The sequence below is a fragment of the Berryella intestinalis genome, assembly GCF_000814825.1.
In the GTDB taxonomy this organism is placed as follows: domain Bacteria; phylum Actinomycetota; class Coriobacteriia; order Coriobacteriales; family Eggerthellaceae; genus Berryella; species Berryella intestinalis.
The window spans coordinates 786,257-802,686 of sequence record NZ_CP009302.1; the positions used below are offsets into that span (position 1 = coordinate 786,257).

Annotated in this window: 16 protein-coding genes and 2 tRNA genes; 14 read left to right on the forward strand and 4 right to left on the reverse strand. The window is 63.9% G+C overall.

All coding sequences use genetic code 11. From position 1 onward, the window contains the following. Window positions 1-54 precede the first annotated feature (54 nt). Window positions 55-921 carry a MerR family transcriptional regulator gene (locus JI75_RS08725; RefSeq protein WP_052241558.1) on the forward strand — a complete coding sequence of 289 codons (867 nt, stop codon included), beginning with the start codon at window positions 55-57 and terminating at the stop codon, window positions 919-921. A gap of 79 nt (window positions 922-1,000) precedes the next feature. On the opposite strand, the gene JI75_RS08915 is transcribed toward JI75_RS08725, so the two are convergent. After that, a complete protein-coding gene (locus JI75_RS08915; protein WP_082019864.1) occupies window positions 1,001-1,537 on the reverse strand; it encodes a Fic family protein in 537 nt (178 codons plus the stop codon). Between JI75_RS08915 and JI75_RS03500 the strand changes: the two genes are divergently transcribed. The 3 genes from JI75_RS03500 to JI75_RS03510 all read left to right on the forward strand — a co-directional run bounded on the left by JI75_RS03500 (window position 1,521) and on the right by JI75_RS03510 (window position 2,530). Continuing rightward, window positions 1,521-2,030, forward strand: a complete 510-nt coding sequence (locus tag JI75_RS03500) for a helix-turn-helix domain-containing protein (RefSeq protein ID WP_039688795.1) — start codon at window positions 1,521-1,523, stop codon at window positions 2,028-2,030. The two genes, JI75_RS08915 and JI75_RS03500, sit on opposite strands and share 17 nt — an antisense overlap. Window positions 2,031-2,328: 298 nt before the next feature. Further along, window positions 2,329-2,404: transfer RNA gene (locus tag JI75_RS03505), tRNA-Gly, on the forward strand. Window positions 2,405-2,456: 52 nt separating this feature from the next. After that, window positions 2,457-2,530: transfer RNA gene (locus tag JI75_RS03510), tRNA-Cys, on the forward strand. A 151-nt stretch (window positions 2,531-2,681) separates the two neighbouring features. Here the strand turns inward: JI75_RS03510 and JI75_RS03515 are convergent. Next, on the reverse strand, window positions 2,682-3,479 hold the full coding sequence (locus JI75_RS03515) for a hypothetical protein (RefSeq protein ID WP_052241560.1): 798 nt from the start codon (window positions 3,477-3,479) through the stop codon (window positions 2,682-2,684). A gap of 251 nt (window positions 3,480-3,730) precedes the next feature. Between JI75_RS03515 and JI75_RS03520 the strand changes: the two genes are divergently transcribed. Continuing rightward, window positions 3,731-4,540, forward strand: coding sequence for a TerC family protein (locus tag JI75_RS03520; protein ID WP_039688797.1), 810 nt, complete (start codon window positions 3,731-3,733; stop codon window positions 4,538-4,540). A gap of 15 nt (window positions 4,541-4,555) precedes the next feature. On the opposite strand, the gene JI75_RS03525 is transcribed toward JI75_RS03520, so the two are convergent. After that, window positions 4,556-5,491: a diacylglycerol/lipid kinase family protein gene (locus JI75_RS03525; protein ID WP_052241561.1), complete on the reverse strand. Its 936-nt coding sequence runs from the start codon at window positions 5,489-5,491 to the stop codon at window positions 4,556-4,558. A 70-nt stretch (window positions 5,492-5,561) separates the two neighbouring features. Between JI75_RS03525 and rnd the strand changes: the two genes are divergently transcribed. From rnd to JI75_RS03555, 6 genes are all read left to right on the forward strand, one after another. Continuing rightward, on the forward strand, window positions 5,562-6,704 hold the full coding sequence (gene rnd / locus JI75_RS03530; protein WP_039688799.1) for a ribonuclease D: 1,143 nt from the start codon (window positions 5,562-5,564) through the stop codon (window positions 6,702-6,704). A 152-nt stretch (window positions 6,705-6,856) separates the two neighbouring features. Then, entirely contained in the window at window positions 6,857-7,522 is a 666-nt protein-coding gene (locus tag JI75_RS03535; RefSeq protein WP_039688801.1) for a zinc metallopeptidase, read from the forward strand. After that, the gene (gene xseA, locus JI75_RS03540) at window positions 7,495-8,835 is read left to right on the forward strand and encodes an exodeoxyribonuclease VII large subunit (RefSeq protein WP_240993215.1); all 1,341 of its coding nucleotides are present in this window, start codon (window positions 7,495-7,497) and stop codon (window positions 8,833-8,835) included. Before JI75_RS03535 ends, xseA begins: the two co-directional genes overlap by 28 nt. A gap of 49 nt (window positions 8,836-8,884) precedes the next feature. After that, window positions 8,885-9,136, forward strand: coding sequence for an exodeoxyribonuclease VII small subunit (gene xseB, locus JI75_RS03545; protein WP_039688805.1), 252 nt, complete (start codon window positions 8,885-8,887; stop codon window positions 9,134-9,136). 64 nt (window positions 9,137-9,200) lie between these two features. Beyond that, window positions 9,201-9,551 (forward strand): histidine triad nucleotide-binding protein, encoded by a 351-nt coding sequence (locus JI75_RS03550; protein WP_039688807.1) that lies wholly within the window; start codon window positions 9,201-9,203, stop codon window positions 9,549-9,551. Window positions 9,552-9,713: 162 nt separating this feature from the next. Continuing rightward, the gene (locus JI75_RS03555; protein WP_039688809.1) at window positions 9,714-10,937 is read left to right on the forward strand and encodes an acetate/propionate family kinase; all 1,224 of its coding nucleotides are present in this window, start codon (window positions 9,714-9,716) and stop codon (window positions 10,935-10,937) included. 154 nt (window positions 10,938-11,091) lie between these two features. Here the strand turns inward: JI75_RS03555 and pta are convergent, their stop codons facing one another. Beyond that, the gene (gene pta / locus JI75_RS03560) at window positions 11,092-12,087 is read right to left on the reverse strand and encodes a phosphate acetyltransferase (RefSeq protein WP_039688811.1); all 996 of its coding nucleotides are present in this window, start codon (window positions 12,085-12,087) and stop codon (window positions 11,092-11,094) included. A gap of 204 nt (window positions 12,088-12,291) precedes the next feature. Between pta and JI75_RS03565 the strand changes: the two genes are divergently transcribed. The 3 genes from JI75_RS03565 (at window position 12,292) to JI75_RS03575 (ending at window position 16,394) form a co-directional block, all read left to right on the forward strand. After that, complete coding sequence (locus JI75_RS03565; RefSeq protein ID WP_039688812.1) at window positions 12,292-13,323, forward strand: glycosyltransferase family 2 protein; 1,032 nt, start codon at window positions 12,292-12,294, stop codon at window positions 13,321-13,323. 159 nt (window positions 13,324-13,482) lie between these two features. Beyond that, entirely contained in the window at window positions 13,483-13,824 is a 342-nt protein-coding gene (locus tag JI75_RS03570) for a metal-sensing transcriptional repressor (RefSeq protein WP_052241562.1), read from the forward strand. A 14-nt stretch (window positions 13,825-13,838) separates the two neighbouring features. Then, window positions 13,839-16,394: a heavy metal translocating P-type ATPase gene (locus JI75_RS03575; protein WP_039690451.1), complete on the forward strand. Its 2,556-nt coding sequence runs from the start codon at window positions 13,839-13,841 to the stop codon at window positions 16,392-16,394. The last annotated feature ends 36 nt before the right edge of the window (window positions 16,395-16,430 follow it).

Here is a 16,430-nt window from a genome sequence, read left to right on the forward strand (position 1 = left end):
CCATAGTCAAGCGCTAAAATGCGAATGCTGAAACAAGCGAAAGGAGTCGTCTCTATGAACAGGGCGCTTCGCAGTGGGCAGTTCGCTCGCTTGTGCCGGACCACCAAGGACACGTTGCGGCACTATGAGGATATCGGGCTGCTGTCACCTGCCTTCATTGCCGAAAATGGCTACAAGAACTACCTTCCCGACCAGGTCATGGACTTCATGCTCATCTCATCGCTTAGGGATGCGGGTTGTTCCCTTGCGGATATCAAGCGGTTCCTGGAAGGCGACAAGGGCGAACTTAGGGAGGTCATAGCCAAGCGCATGGAGGCACTCGGTCGGCAGATCGCCCTCCTTGAGCGCAAGCGAGATCTGCTCGCAAGTTTCGTCGAGCGCATCGACGAGCTCGAAACGTGGCGAGGTGGGGCAGGCGAGCTGACATCCGGCTCTTGGCGCATCCAAGAATGCCCCGAGGCGCACTACATCGAGACGCGCCTGCCCCTCGCCGGCGACATCGAAGTGACGTTCGACGCGCTTGCCGACCACATCGCCTACTGCAACGGGAAGGGATTGGAGCTCCTTGCCGAGTCGCAGCAGGCGTCTTACCGCATAGAACGCTCCTGCTTTGCGGCCGATAGCTATCAGCTCGGCTTCTTCCTGTGCACGCAGACCCTGCGTCCCGTACCTTGCGACCGATACCGGCTGCGTCCCGCAGGACGCTATCTGCGGTATCTGAGCGCCCTGCCCCTCGGTGCGGTCAGGGATGACGGTCCGCTCGAAGAGAACCTGGTATTCGAGATGTATAGGAAGATCGCCCTGGTTATGAAGCACGAGGGAATCGCGCTCATGGGAGATGCCTATACGACGGAGTTGTCGCTCGGCACTATCGACGGTTCGGATTTCCTGTGGGCGGAAACGAACGTGATGGTAGCGTAACCGTAGATCGCGCTCGGAAACGTCTTGAGCCGAACGATTGATGGCGCTTTCTTAATCGACCCGTCATCCGCGCATCATCCTACTCGCCATGCGGGATGCGGAAATAGTCCATCCACGTCTTGAACCGATCCTGCGCAGCGAGGCACGTCTCGGTCAGATACCCCCGCTCCCGGTTCCACTCCGAGAGACCGCGGTAGTAATAGGCCTTCATGCTGGCGGCGATGACAAACGGCACGACGTTGCTCGCCAGGCATTCCTTCAGCATGATGAGCCGGCCGACGCGGCCGTTTCCGTCCTGGAAGGGATAGATGCGCTCGAACTTGACGTGAAACTCGATGATCTGCTCGAGCATGTGAGCCGCCCTCGGGTCGTATTCCCGCAGGAGCCCGCCGATCTCTCCTGCAACTCCTTCGGGCCGCGTTATGGTAGATGCCCCCGTGGACGCCGGCTCGCTTCTCCTCCAGAAGGCGGGCTCCCATTGCAAGCCGCCAGGTATGATGCCTGAATCATGCCTGGGTTCGCCCCATGTCGCTTCCCGTTGCTTGCCGCAACGGCTCGCTACCGACGATAATAAAGTCGATCGAAGGAAGGAGACCGCAATGTTGAGCGAGAACATCCGAGCGGTCCGCGAATCGCGCGGCCTCTCTCAGGAAGAGCTGGCGATCAAACTGAACGTCGTTCGCCAGACTGTCTCAAAATGGGAGCGCGGCCTTTCGGTTCCCGACTCCGATATGCTTGTCTCGATGTCGGAAGTGCTCGATGCTTCCGTGGGGGCGCTGCTTGGTGAAACCGTTTCGGAACCTGAAGCGGATAACCTTAGTGCAATTGCCGAAAAGCTCCAGGTCGTCGACCTCCAGCTCGCTCGTGGGAGGAAGTTGTGGCGGAGATTGGTCCGCGGAACCCTGCTCGCCTTGGCCATTGCGATCGTCCTCGTCTTCGCGTGCCTGATTCTGCTGGGAAGCCCTTACTCGTATTGGGACTTCTCCGATCCCGAGCTGGCGGTCGCGGGCGCCCTATATCACGGATTTGAGTGGGCTTTCGTCCGAATTGCGCCGATCGTGCTTGTCGCAGCGATCGCCGGGCTCTTCCTCTTACGGAAACGAGAGTAAACCGAGGGCTTTCGGGAACGTCCCGGAAGCCCTCTTCTTCTAGGGTCTTCCTGCCCTCTGCGCGAAGCGCGGGAGACGATAAACCGCCCGTTATGCGGGCGGTCGCGATTTTCCGGGCGTTATATGGAGTCGGCTTGCATCAGCGGTATATACGCCGCGAATAAGATTCTCGGCAATACCGAGGACTAGATTCGAAGGAAGCGACCGTTTCGCCCTTTACCGATGATGAACTCTGTGTGCTCGTCAAATTTCGCTCTTGCGCGCCCCCGCCCGGTCGCGTATCATGGTCACCCGTGACGCGGACATGGCTCAGCTGGTAGAGCACCACCTTGCCAAGGTGGGGGTCGCGGGTTCGAACCCCGTTGTCCGCTCCACCGTCTTCCCGGGGCCGGCCATCAAGCGTGGCCGGCCCCTTGCTTCATCCCCGGCGACGTGGCCAAGCGGTAAGGCAGAGGCCTGCAAAGCCTTCACCCCCGGTTCGAATCCGGGCGTCGCCTCCAGAAAAGACCCCGAGAGGGGCCCCTCCCGGGGCCCCTCTCGCGTATCCGGGGGCCTTCCCGGTGGAGGCGGGCCAGCCCCCGGCCCACGGTTCCCCGGCGCGGCTCCGCGCCTCGCGTTGCGTGGGTGCGGGTCGTATGAGTGCAGGGCCGGCTAAGCCGCCTTCGTTAGACGGATGCCGATGTAGCAGGAGGTTTCCGGCAGCCCCGCTATGTCGTAGACGCTGGAAAGCTGGATGCCCGACACCTTCCAGACGTAATCGGTCCCCTCGACGGAGACCTCGCCTTCGGTGAAGGTGTTGCCGGCTTCGTCGGTTCCCGTATCGGTGACCGAGTCGGCCTCGAATCCCTGGGCGGTGATCGCGGAGCGCACGGCGGCCTCGACGCTGCCGGATGCGAAGTCGGCATAGCGAACCACCATGCTGTTCGTGGTTCGGTCGGCGGAGAACAGCCATCCGCCGTTCATGAGCTTGGAAGCCTCGCCTGCGTTAAGCGCCGAGAACCCCTTCAAGTACATGAGGGACGCGGCGGCAGACGACGTGTCGGCGGGAAGCTTGTACAGGGTCAGGTCGCTGTCGCCCTCCTCGCTTTGGGCGATATAGGTGTATCCGGCATCGTCGAACGCCTTCTTGATCTCGTCGTTGCTGAGGGTGGCCATTTCAGCGAGCTTGGGAAGGCTTGCGATCGAAGGCTCTTTCGCGAGGTTTCGTGCGACTGCGGACGAGGCGTCCTCGCTGGCGCGAAGGGGTTCGATCACCGTCGTGTTGACGAACAGGCCGCCGAGGACGATTCCCGCGGCGACGACGATTCCGATGAACGCGAGCGCCGGCCCGGTGGGGCGGCTCGGGCGCTTCAAAGAGCTTCCGTCCAGGTAGCGGACGCCCTCGTGTTCGGTGTCGTAAGCGCGCTCCAGGTGGGCGCTTTGACCGTGCAGTATCTCTTCGATGTTCACAGGGCGACTCCTAGCGGTTTTGTGCAGTGCGCATTATACCATTGGCCTGAAACCGCAGGCGTGCTAGGATGATCCCGCCCATGGGGGAGTAGTTAGCGCAAGCGTGCTTGCGGGTTGTGTCAACATCATGGCTTTCGGGCCTGGCACTCCTTAAAAAACGAGACTCGTGGCGCTTCCGTTCGCGGAGGCGCTGCGAGTTTTTTTATGCTCGCCCCGGGCTGCACCGATATGAGACAAGACAAGGAGCCTCGATGTTCGACCTTTCGATATTCGCCTCGCCCGATGCGTGGATCGCCCTGATCACGCTCACGTTCCTCGAGATCGTGCTGGGAATCGACAACATCGTGTTCATCACGATCACAACCGACCGCCTGCCCGAATCCCAGCAGCATCTGGGACGCAAGCTGGGTCTGGCGGGGGCCTTCCTCATGCGCGCGCTGTTCCTAAGCGTCGCCGCCTTCCTCACGCACTTGATCCAGCCGCTGTTCACCATCGACCTCGGCTTCTTCTCGCACGGGTTCTCGGTGCGCGACATCATCCTTCTTCTGGGCGGCGCCTACCTCATCTACAAGGGCATCGATGAGCTGCGCAGCCTGCTTCGCCTCGACGAGCTGAAAGAGAAGCACGAAGAGGGTGCGAGCGGGCATGTGAAGAAGCTCGCGCTCGGCCAGGCGATCGGCACCATCATGGTTATGGACCTGGTGTTTTCCATCGACTCGGTCATCACCGCCGTGGGCCTGTCCGACTACCTGATCATCATGATCCTGGCCGTCCTCATCGCCATCGTGCTGATGATGGTGTTCATCGACGCCATCTCGGACTTCATCAACAAGCACATTGAGATGAAGATCCTCGCGCTCGTGTTCATCTCGGTCATCGGCATCCTGCTCGTGCTCGACTCCATGGGCCTGCACACCGACATCGAGCTGCTCGACATGCACGTGGAGAAGCTCATGGTGTACTTCGCCATGGTGTTCGCGGTGGTGCTCGAGTTCATCCAGATGCGCTACAACTCCAACGCCAAGAAGTGGCTGGAGGAGAATTCCCCCGAGTCGCGCTAACGCGCTGCCGAAGGCCTATCGCTTCGGCCGGCTGTGCGGCCCTGCGCCGCAGAACCGGTCGAAGCCGTTTTCGGACAGGATGAACCGCGCCCCCTCTTCGATCACACGGGCGGAGAAGGGCGTGGTGAGCCCGGGGGTCTCTCCGTCGTATTGGATGTGCATGGGGGGATCGGCCTGCACGTGCACGGTTTTCGAGCGGTGGATCTCCAGCGAATCGGTGCGGTCGGGGAACTCCCCGTCTCGATCCAGAAAACCCGCCAACAGCGCGGGGAGCAGCCCGAAGGCGTTTTCCGCCTTCAGGATCACCACGTCGAGCGACCCGTCGCGCGGGAGGTTCTCGTGCGTGACCGTGATGTCGAACTGGATCTTCGAGAAGTTGACCAGCAGGACCCCCAGCGCGTCGCATTCTATGGTCTGGTCGTCGAGCGCGATGGTGAGGTGGGACTTCTTGGGCAGCGGGTTGGACACGGCCGCCTGGAAATAGGCCATCGGGCCCAGAAGCTTTTTCGAGGGACGCGCGTCGTGCATGATGGTGGCGTCGTACCCTGCGCCGGCCATGATCCCGAACCCGAACCTCTCTCCGGCCACCTCGATCTCGCCCAGGTCGAAATCGAGCGTGCGCATATCGCGGGTCATGGTGGCCAGAGCGTAGGGCTCTATGGGGGCAAGCAGGTTGTTCGCCAGGAGATTCGCGGTGCCTGCGGGGAAGGGGAGGATGGGTATCCCCGTCTTCGCCAGATGGTACGACACCGTCGCCACCGTTCCGTCCCCGCCGGCCGCCACCACCGCATCGAAGTTGGCGGCATCGTGGAGCAGGGCCTGTGCGTCGATGAAGCCGTCGGTCGAGCGGATGCAGATCTCGTCGGCGTCTTTGTTGACGAAGCGCACGTAGTCGTAGATGGCCCCGTCGGCGTATCCCGCCTTCAAGTTGTTGATAACGAGCAGTTTCATCGAGCGGCCCTCGTTTTGGTAGAATGATCCGAGTTGTTCCCATGATATAGCAAGGCGAGGATCTGTCTGCATGTACATAGAAAGCCAAGACGAGCTTGTCTCCTTCGTCCAACGGGCTGCGAATTCCTCGCTTCTGGCGATCGACACCGAGTTCCTCCGCGAGAAAACCTACTACGCGAAGCTCTGTCTGCTGCAGATCGCCACCGATGACGAAGTGGTCATCATCGATCCTTTGGCCGTATCCGACATCACCGCGCTCGCGCCGCTTCTGGTCGACGAGCGCATCGTCAAGATCTTTCACGCGGGTCACCAGGATCTCGAGCTTCTGTACCGCAACGTGGGCGTTTTGCCCTCGCCTGTGTTCGACACGCAGATCGCCGCAGCGCTTTTAGGGCACACCCAGCAGATCGGATACGGGTCGCTGGTGGGGGCCCTGTGCGGGGTGCGGATCAAGAAAGCGGACTCGTTCACCGACTGGTCGCACCGCCCCCTGTCCGACTCCCAGATCCAGTACGCGGGAGAGGACGTGGTCTACCTTCCCAAGATCTACGCGACGATGAAGCGCCGTCTGGAGGAGAAGGGCCGTCTGGAGTGGCTGCGCAACGATTTCGCCGAGCTGTCCGACCCGTCGCGCTACGAGGTTGACGAGCGCGAACGGTTCCGCCGGCTGAAGCACGTCTCGTCCCTGTCGCGCTGCCAGATGGCCGCTGCGCGCGAGATGGCCGCCTGGCGGGAAGCCGCCGCGCGCGAACGCAACATACCCCGCAAGTGGGTCCTGTCAGACGAGCAGATCGTCGAGGCCTGCAAACGCGAGCCGCGCACCATCGACGATCTGTTCATGGTCCGCGGCATGCGCGAGCGGCTGAACGTGCGCGACGCCCGCACGATCATCTCGCGGGTCGCATCGGCGATGAACGCGCCGGCCAGCACCTGGCCCGACTCGGGGAATCCGTCGAAAAGCGAGCCCAACGTCGACATGCAGGTCGATCTCATGATGGCCATCGTGCGCATGCGGGCGCGCGAGAACGACATCGCCATCCCGACGCTTGCCAGCCACGACGACCTGACCAAGATCGCCCGCGGGTACTGCGACGACGTCGAGATCCTGCGCGGGTGGCGCCGCGAGCTGATCGGGGCGGAGCTGCTCGATCTTCTGAACGGGAGGATCGCGCTTTCGGTGGAGAACGGCTCGGTGCGCGTCGATCGGTTCTGAGGCCGGTGCGCCTACCTTAACGATCCCTTAACCTCCCGTGTCGGCGCGGTGACAAAGGTCTGTTGTGATGAAGGCGCTCGGAGGAAAGGCGCCCGCTTCGCTATAATCGGTGCGAACGACATGCGCAGGTGCAATCGAGAAAGGACCGCCCCATGTTTTCCATGAGCTATCTGCTGCTCATCGCCGCGACGATCGCCATCGGAGCCGGAGCGACGTTTTACGTGAACAATCGGCTCAAGCATTACTCCAAGGTCCCCGTCACCAACGGAATGACCGGAGCCGAGGCGGCGCGCAGGATGCTCGCTTATTACGGTATCCAGGGCGTCGACGTGCATCGCGGCGGAGAGGGCCAGGATTTCTTCGATCCGCGCTCGAACTCCATCAGCCTGTCTCCCGACGTCTACGACGGGCGCTCGGTGACGGCCACTGCAACCGCCTGCCACGAGTGCGGGCACGCCTACCAGTACGCCCAGGACTACACGCCCATGAAGCTGCGCACGGCCATCGTGCCCGCGGTGAACGCCGCTTCGAACGCCTGGGTGTTCCTGCTGATGATCGGTATCGCGCTCAACGTCGCGGGCTTCGTCAACCTCGCCATCATCATGTACGCCGTCGTGGTGCTGTTCAGCCTCGTGACCCTGCCGGTCGAGTTCGACGCGTCGCGCCGGGCCATGGCCTATATGGGCTCGGTGAACCTCCCCGAGACCGAGCGCAAGGGCTCTTTCGACGTCTTGCGCGCCTGCGCCCTCACCTACGTCGCCGCGGCCCTGACCTCGATCCTCCAGCTGGTGTGGCTGCTCAGCCAGAGAAGCGAGTAGCCATGGGCGGCCCCTTCGCAACCGAAGCCCCCGCCTCCGACGCCCTCGGCGTCTCAGAGGCGATGGGGCTGGCCAAAACCGCTCTCGAGTCCTTCACGGTCAAGATCGTGGGCGAGGTGTCCGAGGTTTCGGTCAAACCCGGTTACAAGGCCGCCTACTTCACCATCAAGGACGCCAAATCCGCGCTTCCCTGCATGATGTGGAACAACCGCTACGCCGCGTCGGGCGTGCAGCTCCAGATGGGCATGCTGGTCGAGGTGGTGGGCCGCTTCACCCTGTACGTGGCGAAGGGGCGCATGAACTTCGACGTGTCCTCCATCCAGGTGGCGGGACAGGGGGACCTGAGGATCCGCGTTGCCAACCTGGCCCGCAAGCTGGAAGCCGAGGGGCTCATGGCGCGCGAGCGCAAGCGCCCCATCCCCAAGTACCCCGAGCGCATCGGCGTGGTCACGTCGCCGCGCGGCGCGGCCGTCCACGACGTCATGCGCACGCTGCGCCGCCGTTTCCCCATCGCCGACGTACTTCTGGCCGGCGTCCCGGTCGAGGGGGAGCGCGCGCCTTCCCATATCATCCAGGGAATCGAGGCGGTCGCGGCTGCGGGAGCCGAAGTGGTGCTGGTCGTGCGCGGGGGCGGGTCGTACGAGGACCTCATGCCGTTCAACGACGAGCAGCTCGCCCGCGCCATCGCCGCCTGCCCGGTGCCCGTCGTCACGGGGATCGGGCACGAGCCCGATAACTCCATCGCCGATATGGTGTCCGATTTTCGGGCCTCCACCCCCACGGCGGCGGCCGAAACCGTCAGCCCGTCGCGCGAATACCTGCAAAACGCTTTCAGCATCAGGTCGAAAGCGCTTGCCGATCGCGTCTCGTCGCGCATCGAGTTCGCGAGCGCGCATCTCGCCCGCGTAGAGACGCGCCCGGTCTTTTCCGACACCATGCAGCTGTTCGCCGGCGATGCGCTTTCCATCGACCATTTCGAGAACCGGCTGCGCGCCGGGTTGGGCGAGGCCGTCTCCCGCCGCGAACGCGACGTCGCGATCAGGGGGGATGCTATCGCTCGCCAGGGTAGGGACCTGCTCGACCGCCGCGAGCGCGAGATCGCGCTGGCCGCCGCGCGTCTAAGCGACCTGTCGCCGCTCAACGTGATCGCGCGCGGGTATTCGATCACCAGGAACGCCGCGGGGTCGGTCGTCCGATCGGTTTCCCAGGTCGAAACGGGGGAGCGGTTGGAAGTGACCGTCGCCGACGGCGTCGTCGCCTGCGAAGCCGTCGGCGTCGGGCGCGACGGTTCCCCGAAACCGCCTATCAGCTAAGGCGCCGCTGCGCGGGCGCCCTGTCGAACCATCGTCGGAAGGATCAGGAATGTCTGAGGATATGAGGCCCATCGAAGAGCTTTCGTTTCGGGAGGCCATGGCCGAGCTCGACTCGATCGTGGGCATGCTGGAAAGCAACACCCTCGAACTCGAGGAGAGCCTCGTCAAGTACGAGCGCGGTGTAGCGCTGCTGCGCGCCCTCAAGGGTCGTTTGGGCGAAGCCCAGCAGAAGGTCGAAGTGCTGATGGGCGAGCTCAGCGGCGACAAGGACGACGAGGCGCGCGACACCACGCTCTCCTAGCCGCTTCCCGCCCGCGCCCGTTGTAGAATAGGGCTGACGGCCGATGCGAGACGAAAGGCGAGCCATGCAGAGAGACGACTGCTTGTTCTGCAAGATCATCAGGGGGGAGATCCCTTCCTCCAAGGTGTACGAGGACGAGTACGTGTACGCGTTCGACGACGTGAGCCCCCAGATGCCCGTGCACACGCTCATCGTTCCCAAGAACCACTACGACAACATCGCCGCGGGGATCCCGGTCGAAGAGCTGGGGCACCTGTTCGCCGCCGTCGAGAAGGTGGCCGACATCAAGGGCGTGCGCGAGCAGGGGTTCCGCACGCTGGTCAACACGGGCGCCCATGCGGGGCAGACGGTGTTCCACCTGCACGTGCATGTGCTGGGCGGCGCGCCCATGAACAGCGGCGATCCGTCTCTGTAGCGCTTTTCGCACCATCGCTTCACCCAACGGGGCCGCCCGCTCGGGCTGCGGGCGGGCGGCCCTGCCGCTTGCCGAATCGTGTGTGCGGCTTTAGTGAAACGACATACGCCCCATTAAACTAGTTCCACGACGGTATCCGCCGAGGAAAACAAGGGGGCATCCTTGAACGTTCTCGTTATCAACGCAGGCTCATCATCGCTCAAATACCAGCTGATCAACGTCGAGACCCAGCGGGTTATGGCGAAGGGGCTCTGCGAGCGCGTGGGTACCGACGAGGCCAGCCACAAGCACGGCATCGACGACAACGAGACGGTCATCTCCGAACCCATGGCCGACCACGACGCGGCGATGAGCATCGTCCTGAAAACCCTCGTCGAAGGCGACGACGCCCCTCTCGGCTCGCTTTCCGAGATCAACGCGGTGGGGCATCGCGTGGTTCAGGGCGGCAAGTACTTCGATAGCTCGGTGATCATCGACGACGACGTCATCGAGAAGATCGACGAGCTGGCCGAGCTGGCCCCCCTTCACAACAAGGCCGCCCTCATGGGCATCCGGGCGTGCCGCCACCACATCCCCGGCGTTCCCATGGTCGCCGTGTTCGACACCTCGTTCTACCAGACGCTTGCCGAACGCACCTACATGTACCCCATTCCCTACGAGCTGTCGCAGAAGTACTCCATCCGCAAGTACGGAGCGCACGGCACGTCGCACCGCTACATCGCCGAGCGCGCCGCAGCGGTGCTCGACGAGCCCCTGGCCGATTTGAAGCTCATCACCTGTCACCTGGGCAACGGCTGCTCGGTGACGGCCATCGACCACGGCATCGCGGTGGACACGTCCATGGGCCTCACGCCCCTCGACGGCTTGATGATGGGGACGCGCTCGGGTGCGCTCGATCCCGCGATCGTGACGTTCCTCATGGCCCACGAGGGCCTCGCGCCCGCCGAGATGGACGATGTCCTGAACAAGAAGTCGGGCCTTCTGGGCGTATCGGGCATCAGCAACGACCTGCGCTCGATCCGCTCGGCCTCCGAGGCGGGCGACGCCCGCGCCATCCTGGCCTACGAGATGTACGCTCAGTCGGTGAAGAAGCACATCGGGCAGTACATCGCCGTTATGGGCGGCGTGGACGCCATCGTTTTGGCCGGCGGCGTGGGGGAGAACTGCGACAAGATGCGCCGCCTCATCTTCGCCGGTTTGCAGCCGCTCGGCATCGTGCTCGACGAGGCGCGCAACCGCGAGCGCGGCTACGAGCGCGAGATATCCACCGACTCGTCGCCGGTGCGCATCATCATCATTCCCACCGATGAGGAGTACATGATCGCGCGCGACACCTACGACCTGGTCCACGAGAAGCACGCCGTCTCCTTCTCGACTCCCCGGTAGTGCGCGATTCATCCATGGTGGTCCGTTTGCGTGCAGTGTGCGGGACCAAACATGAAAAAAAGCCGAAGCTTGAAGGCTTCGGCCTTTTTTCATGTTTGCGGCGCACTGCGACCTTATGCGGCGCTCATCGCTTTGAGAAGGGCACTTTCCGGTTTCACGCCGAGCGGCTCTGGCACTGTACGCAGGTGATGGCGACCACGCCGTAGATATCCGATGCGCTGCAGCCGCGCGACAGGTCGTTCACCGGGGCGGCGATGCCCTGGGTGATCGGGCCGTAGGCTTCGGCGCGAGCGAGGCGCTGGACCAGCTTGTATCCGATGTTTCCCGCATCGAGATCGGGGAAGATCAGGCAGTTCGCCTTTCCGGCGACGGGGGATCCGGGCGCCTTCGAGGAACCGACCGCCTCGACGATGGCCGCGTCGAGCTGCAGCTCCCCGTCGATCTTCACGTCGGGAGCGAGCTCTTTGGCCATCGACACCGCTTCCACTACCTTGGCGGAGTCGTCGTTTTTAGCCGATCCGTAGGTGCTGTGGGACAGCAACGCGACGACGGGTTCGACTCCCATCAGCGCCTCCCACGACCTGGCGGAGCTCACGGCGATGTTGGCGAGGCCCTCGGCGTCGGGCTGCACCTCAAGCCCGCAGTCGGAGAACAGAAACGTCCCGTCGGATCCCAGCTCGCAATCGGGAACGCTCATGATGAAAAACGAGCTGACCAGCTTCGCGCCCGGTGCGGTCTTGAGGATCTGGAGGCTCGGGCGAAGCACGTCGCCGGTGGAATGGCATGCGCCCGCCACCATGCCGTCGGCGATTCCCGCTTTGACCATCATGACGCCGAGGTAGAGGGGGTCTTCGACCTTCTCGGCGGCCTGCTCGGGCGTCATGCCCTTGGCTTTGCGCAGTTCGAAGAGCTGTCGGGCGAGTTCGCCTTTGTCCCGATAGGTCGCAGGGTCGACGAGCGTGGCGGAGCCCAGATCGCGTCCTGACGCTTCGATCGTCGCGGCGTCTCCCAGGATGATGAGGTTGGCGACGCCGTCGGCGAGGATGCGCTCGGCGGCTTCGAGCGTGCGCGGGTCTTCGCCTTCGGGCAAGACGATGGTCTGTTTTCCGGTGCGCGCCTGCGCCACCATACGGTCGAGGAAGCGGGACATGGCGACCCCTTTCAAGATCGGTCGATCGTGCAGGACGGCGCAAGCGGCCGCGATCGCGTGCGCGCTGCGCGCAGTCTGCTCTGTACGCTTTATATGGTAGCCCGTCGTCGACGCGTTTACCCGTTAGAATAGACGATGAGCGCACACGCGGCGGTTTGCGGCCGCTTGCGCCCGTTTCCATCTGACTTCCGAAGGGACCTGTTCGTGAAAACGATTTCTTTTGCGTTGCCGTGCTACAACTCGGCCGAGTACATGGATAAGTGCATCGAATCGATCCTCGCGTTTTGCGACGAACGCGAGGATATCGAGATCCTCATCGTGAACGACGGCTCGACCAAAGACGACACCAAGGAGAAGGCCGACGAATGGCAGGCGCGCCATCCGCAGGTCATCCGTGCGATCCATAAGGACAACGGCGGTCACGGATCGGCGGTCAACACGGGCTTGGCCCATGCCGAGGGCTTCTACTACAAGGTGGTCGACTCCGACGACTGGCTGGACGAGGCGGCTATGCGAACCATCATGCCGTACCTGCGCGAGCAGGCGGGCCGCTCCGAGGCCACCGATATGGTCGTTGCGAACTACGTCTACGAGAAGGTGTTCGAAGGCAAGCATACGGTCATGGACTACGCGAACGTGTTTCCCGAGGGCCGCGAGTTCGGTTGGGACGAGGTCGGGCGCTTCAAGTCCAGCCAGTACCTGCTCATGCATTCGGTCATCTACCGCACGCAGATGCTGCGCGACATCGGGCTCGTGCTTCCCGAGCACTGCTTCTACGTGGACAACATCTTCGTGTACGTGCCGTTGCCCCATGTGCGCACCATACGGTACTTCAACGTCGACATGTACCGGTACTTCATCGGGCGCGAGGGCCAAAGTGTGAACGAGGACGTGATGAAGGGCCGCATCGACCAGCATCTGCGCGTGACGCGCCTCATGATCGACCAGGTGGCCATCGACAAGGAGGTCGATTCGCCCCGCCTGCGCGCGTATCTGTGCAACTACCTGTCGATGATGATGTGCATCTGCGCCGTGTTCCTGCGCATGATCGACACGCCCGAATCGAACCGCAAGCTCGCCGATACGTGGGATTATCTGAACAAGGTGCGCCCCGAGACCTACGGGCGCATCCGCAGAAGCCCGCTGAACGTCGGGATGAACCTTCCCGGGCGTCTGGGCCGGGGGATCGGGCTGGGAGGATACCGCTTGGCCCGCAAGGTGTTCAAGTTCAACTAGCCTGGGCGCTCGGCGGTCGTTGGAGCTCGGCGGCCGGCGCGTCTGGAGGACGGGCCGTCAACGGTTCGATGACGCGGCGGATCCCAGCGGTTCGCCGCTTGATCTATATACCCTCTGGGGGTATGTTGTCTTCATTCGGAGCCGAATGAAAGGCGGATCATGGAAGAAGCGATCGAAGGGCGTGCCGGGGCCCGCGAGGCGCAGGCCTGCCCGTGCCGCATGAAGGCGACGCCGCGCGAAGATGCGTTCGTGGCCGATCTGAACAAGCGCCTGAACCGTGCGATAGGCCAGCTGAACGGCGTGAAGAGCATGCTCGACGAGAACCGCTACTGCGGGGATGTGCTCATCCAGCTCGCCGCAGCGCAAAGCGCGGTGCGCAGCGTGTCCGAGATGGTGCTCAAGAACCACATGGAAACCTGCGTCGTCGAGCAGATCCAGCAGGGTCGCACCGAAGTGGTCGACGAGGTGCTGGGCCTCATGCGCCGCTTCTCGCGGTCGTAGGGCGGGTGATCGGCATGAAGCGGACCTTCGATGTGACGGGTATGACGTGCGCGGCCTGTTCGGCGCGCGTCGAGAAGGCGGCGCGCAGCGTTGCGGGCGTGCGCGACGTCTCGGTCAACCTCCTGAAGAACAGCATGGAGGTGGAATTCGACGACGGCTCCGAGGATGCGGCGGCGGTTAGCGCCGCGGTCGGCAAAGCGGGTTACGGCGCGCGCTTGCGGGAACCGGGTTCCGGCTCCGGGGTCGGGCCGGGTGGCGCGCCGGACGGCTCTGAGCATCCGGCGGCGCAAGAGGAGCGCGCCGTTCTCCGGCGGCTGCTCGTGTCCGTCGTCTTCACCGTGCCGCTGTTCTACCTTTCGATGGGCCACATGCTGGGATGGCCGCTTCCCGCGGCGCTGAAAGCGGACGAGTCCATCGGGATCCTGGCGCTTGCCCAGTTCATCTTGCTGGTTCCGGTGCTGGCCGTGAACTTCAGGTTCTTCCGCACGGGCTTCAGGTCGCTTGCCCGCAGGGCGCCGAACATGGATTCCCTCATCGCGCTCGGGTCGGGAGCCTCTACCGTATACGGCGTGTACGCGCTGTTCCAGATCCAGTACCACCTGGGTCTCGGCCATCTCGACAAGGCGGTTATGGCGGGCATGGACCTGTACTTCGAGTCCGCCGCCATGATCCTCACGCTCATCACGCTGGGGAAGTACTTCGAGGCCCGGGCCAAGCTGCGCACCACCGACGCCCTGTCGTCGCTTATGGAGCTCGCGCCCAAGACGGGCGAGCGCCTGTGCGCCGACGGGTCCACGGAATGCGTCCCGGTTGAGCGGATCTGCGTGGGCGATCGCCTGGTCGTCAGGTCGGGCGCGGCGGTTCCGGTCGACGGCGCGATCGTCGAGGGCGCCGGCGCGTTCGACGAGTCCGCCATCACGGGAGAGTCGGTCCCGGCCGAAAAGGCCGCAGGCGACCCCGTTATCGGGGCGACGATCTGCGCGAGCGGATACGTGGTCATGCGGGCCGAGCGGGTGGGAGACGACACCGCGCTGGCGGGGATCGTCAGGCTGGTCGACGAGGCCACCAGCACCAAGGCCCCCATCGAGCAGTTCGCCGACAAGGTGAGCGGCGTGTTCGTCCCCGTGGTCATCGCGATCTCCCTTGCCGCGTTCGCCATCTGGACGCTGGTTTTGGGCGCGGGCTTCCAAGACGCGCTGGTCCATGCGATCACCGTGCTCGTCATCTCGTGCCCGTGCGCGCTGGGGCTCGCCACGCCGACTGCGGTGATGGTGGGCACCGGGCGCGGCGCGCGCAACGGTATCCTGGTGAAGTCCGCCGAGGCGCTCCAGAGCGCCCACGACGTGAAGACGGTGGTGCTCGATAAGACGGGGACGGTGACCTCGGGTGTTCCCGAAGTCGTCGCCCTCGATGCGGCCGAAGGCGTCGCGGATTCGGACCTCGTTTCGATCGCGGCGGGGCTCGAGGCGCGCTCGGAACACCCCCTCGGCCGCGCGGTCTGCGCGTATGCGCAGCGCAACGGCGCCGAGCCGGTTCCAGTCGAAGGGTTCTCCCAGGTCCCGGCGCGCGGCATCATCGGCGAGATCGCGGGAGAGCGCGTCTGCGGCGGGAACCTGTGCTTGATGGAGGACGAGGGGATCGAGGTCGGAGCGCTCGCGGCGCGTGCCCGCCAGCGTGCCGACGAGGGCGCCACGCCGCTGTTCTTCGCTCGCGCCGGTGCGCTCGTCGGCATCGTGTCGGTCGCCGATACCGTGAAGCCCACCAGCGCCGAGGCGGTGGCGGAGCTTCGCTCGATGGGGATCCGGACCATCATGCTCACGGGTGACAACGAACGCACGGCTGCGGCGGTCCAGAAGGTCGCAGGCGTCGACGAGGTGGTGGCGAACGCCAGCCCGGCCGACAAAGAGGCGCTCGTCGCGCGGCTTTCGGGCGAGGGCAAGGTGGCGATGGTGGGCGACGGCATCAACGACGCTCCCGCGCTTACCCGCGCCGACGTGGGCATCGCCATCGGAGCCGGCACCGATATCGCCATCGACAGTGCCGACATCGTGCTCATGCGCAGCGACCTGCTCGACGTTGCGGCTGCGATCAGCCTGTCGCGTGCCACGCTCCGCAACGTCAAGCAGAACCTGTTCTGGGCGCTTGTCTACAATGCGGTGTGCATACCGGTTGCGGCGGGAGCGCTTGCGGGCATAGGCGTGACGCTCAACCCCATGATCGCCGCAGCCGCGATGAGCCTTTCGTCGGTCAGCGTGGTGTCGAATGCGCTGCGCTTGCGCCGATGGAGCCCCCGGCGCGCTTCGGAGATCGTAAAAGCCCCCTTGCCAAGCGGGGGAGAACGCGAAGGAAAGGAATCGAAGATGGAAAAGACGATGAGGATCGAAGGCATGATGTGCATGCACTGCGTGTCCCATGTGAAGAAGGCCCTCGAGGCCGTGCCGGGCGTGTCGTCCGTCGATGTGGACCTCGAGTCCGGCACCGCGTCGATCGAGGCGGACGAGGCCGTGTCGCAAGACGTTCTGACGGCTGCGGTTACCGAAGCCGGCTATGAAGTGCTCGAGGTCCGTTAGGGCCGTTTCGCGGCGTTTCTGAAAGGGAAGGGAGCC

Coding starts and splice junctions, on each gene's coding strand:
- JI75_RS08725 (WP_052241558.1), top strand. CDS start 55: ATGAACAGGGCGCTTCGCAGTGGGCAGTTCGCTCGCTTGTGCCGGACC.
- JI75_RS03500 (WP_039688795.1), top strand. CDS start 1,521: ATGTTGAGCGAGAACATCCGAGCGGTCCGCGAATCGCGCGGCCTCTCT.
- JI75_RS08915 (WP_082019864.1), bottom strand. CDS start 1,537: ATGTTCTCGCTCAACATTGCGGTCTCCTTCCTTCGATCGACTTTATTA.
- JI75_RS03520 (WP_039688797.1), top strand. CDS start 3,731: ATGTTCGACCTTTCGATATTCGCCTCGCCCGATGCGTGGATCGCCCTG.
- JI75_RS03525 (WP_052241561.1), bottom strand. CDS start 5,491: ATGAAACTGCTCGTTATCAACAACTTGAAGGCGGGATACGCCGACGGG.
- rnd (WP_039688799.1), top strand. CDS start 5,562: ATGTACATAGAAAGCCAAGACGAGCTTGTCTCCTTCGTCCAACGGGCT.
- JI75_RS03535 (WP_039688801.1), top strand. CDS start 6,857: ATGTTTTCCATGAGCTATCTGCTGCTCATCGCCGCGACGATCGCCATC.
- xseB (WP_039688805.1), top strand. CDS start 8,885: ATGTCTGAGGATATGAGGCCCATCGAAGAGCTTTCGTTTCGGGAGGCC.
- JI75_RS03550 (WP_039688807.1), top strand. CDS start 9,201: ATGCAGAGAGACGACTGCTTGTTCTGCAAGATCATCAGGGGGGAGATC.
- pta (WP_039688811.1), bottom strand. CDS start 12,087: ATGTCCCGCTTCCTCGACCGTATGGTGGCGCAGGCGCGCACCGGAAAA.
- JI75_RS03570 (WP_052241562.1), top strand. CDS start 13,483: ATGGAAGAAGCGATCGAAGGGCGTGCCGGGGCCCGCGAGGCGCAGGCC.
- JI75_RS03575 (WP_039690451.1), top strand. CDS start 13,839: ATGAAGCGGACCTTCGATGTGACGGGTATGACGTGCGCGGCCTGTTCG.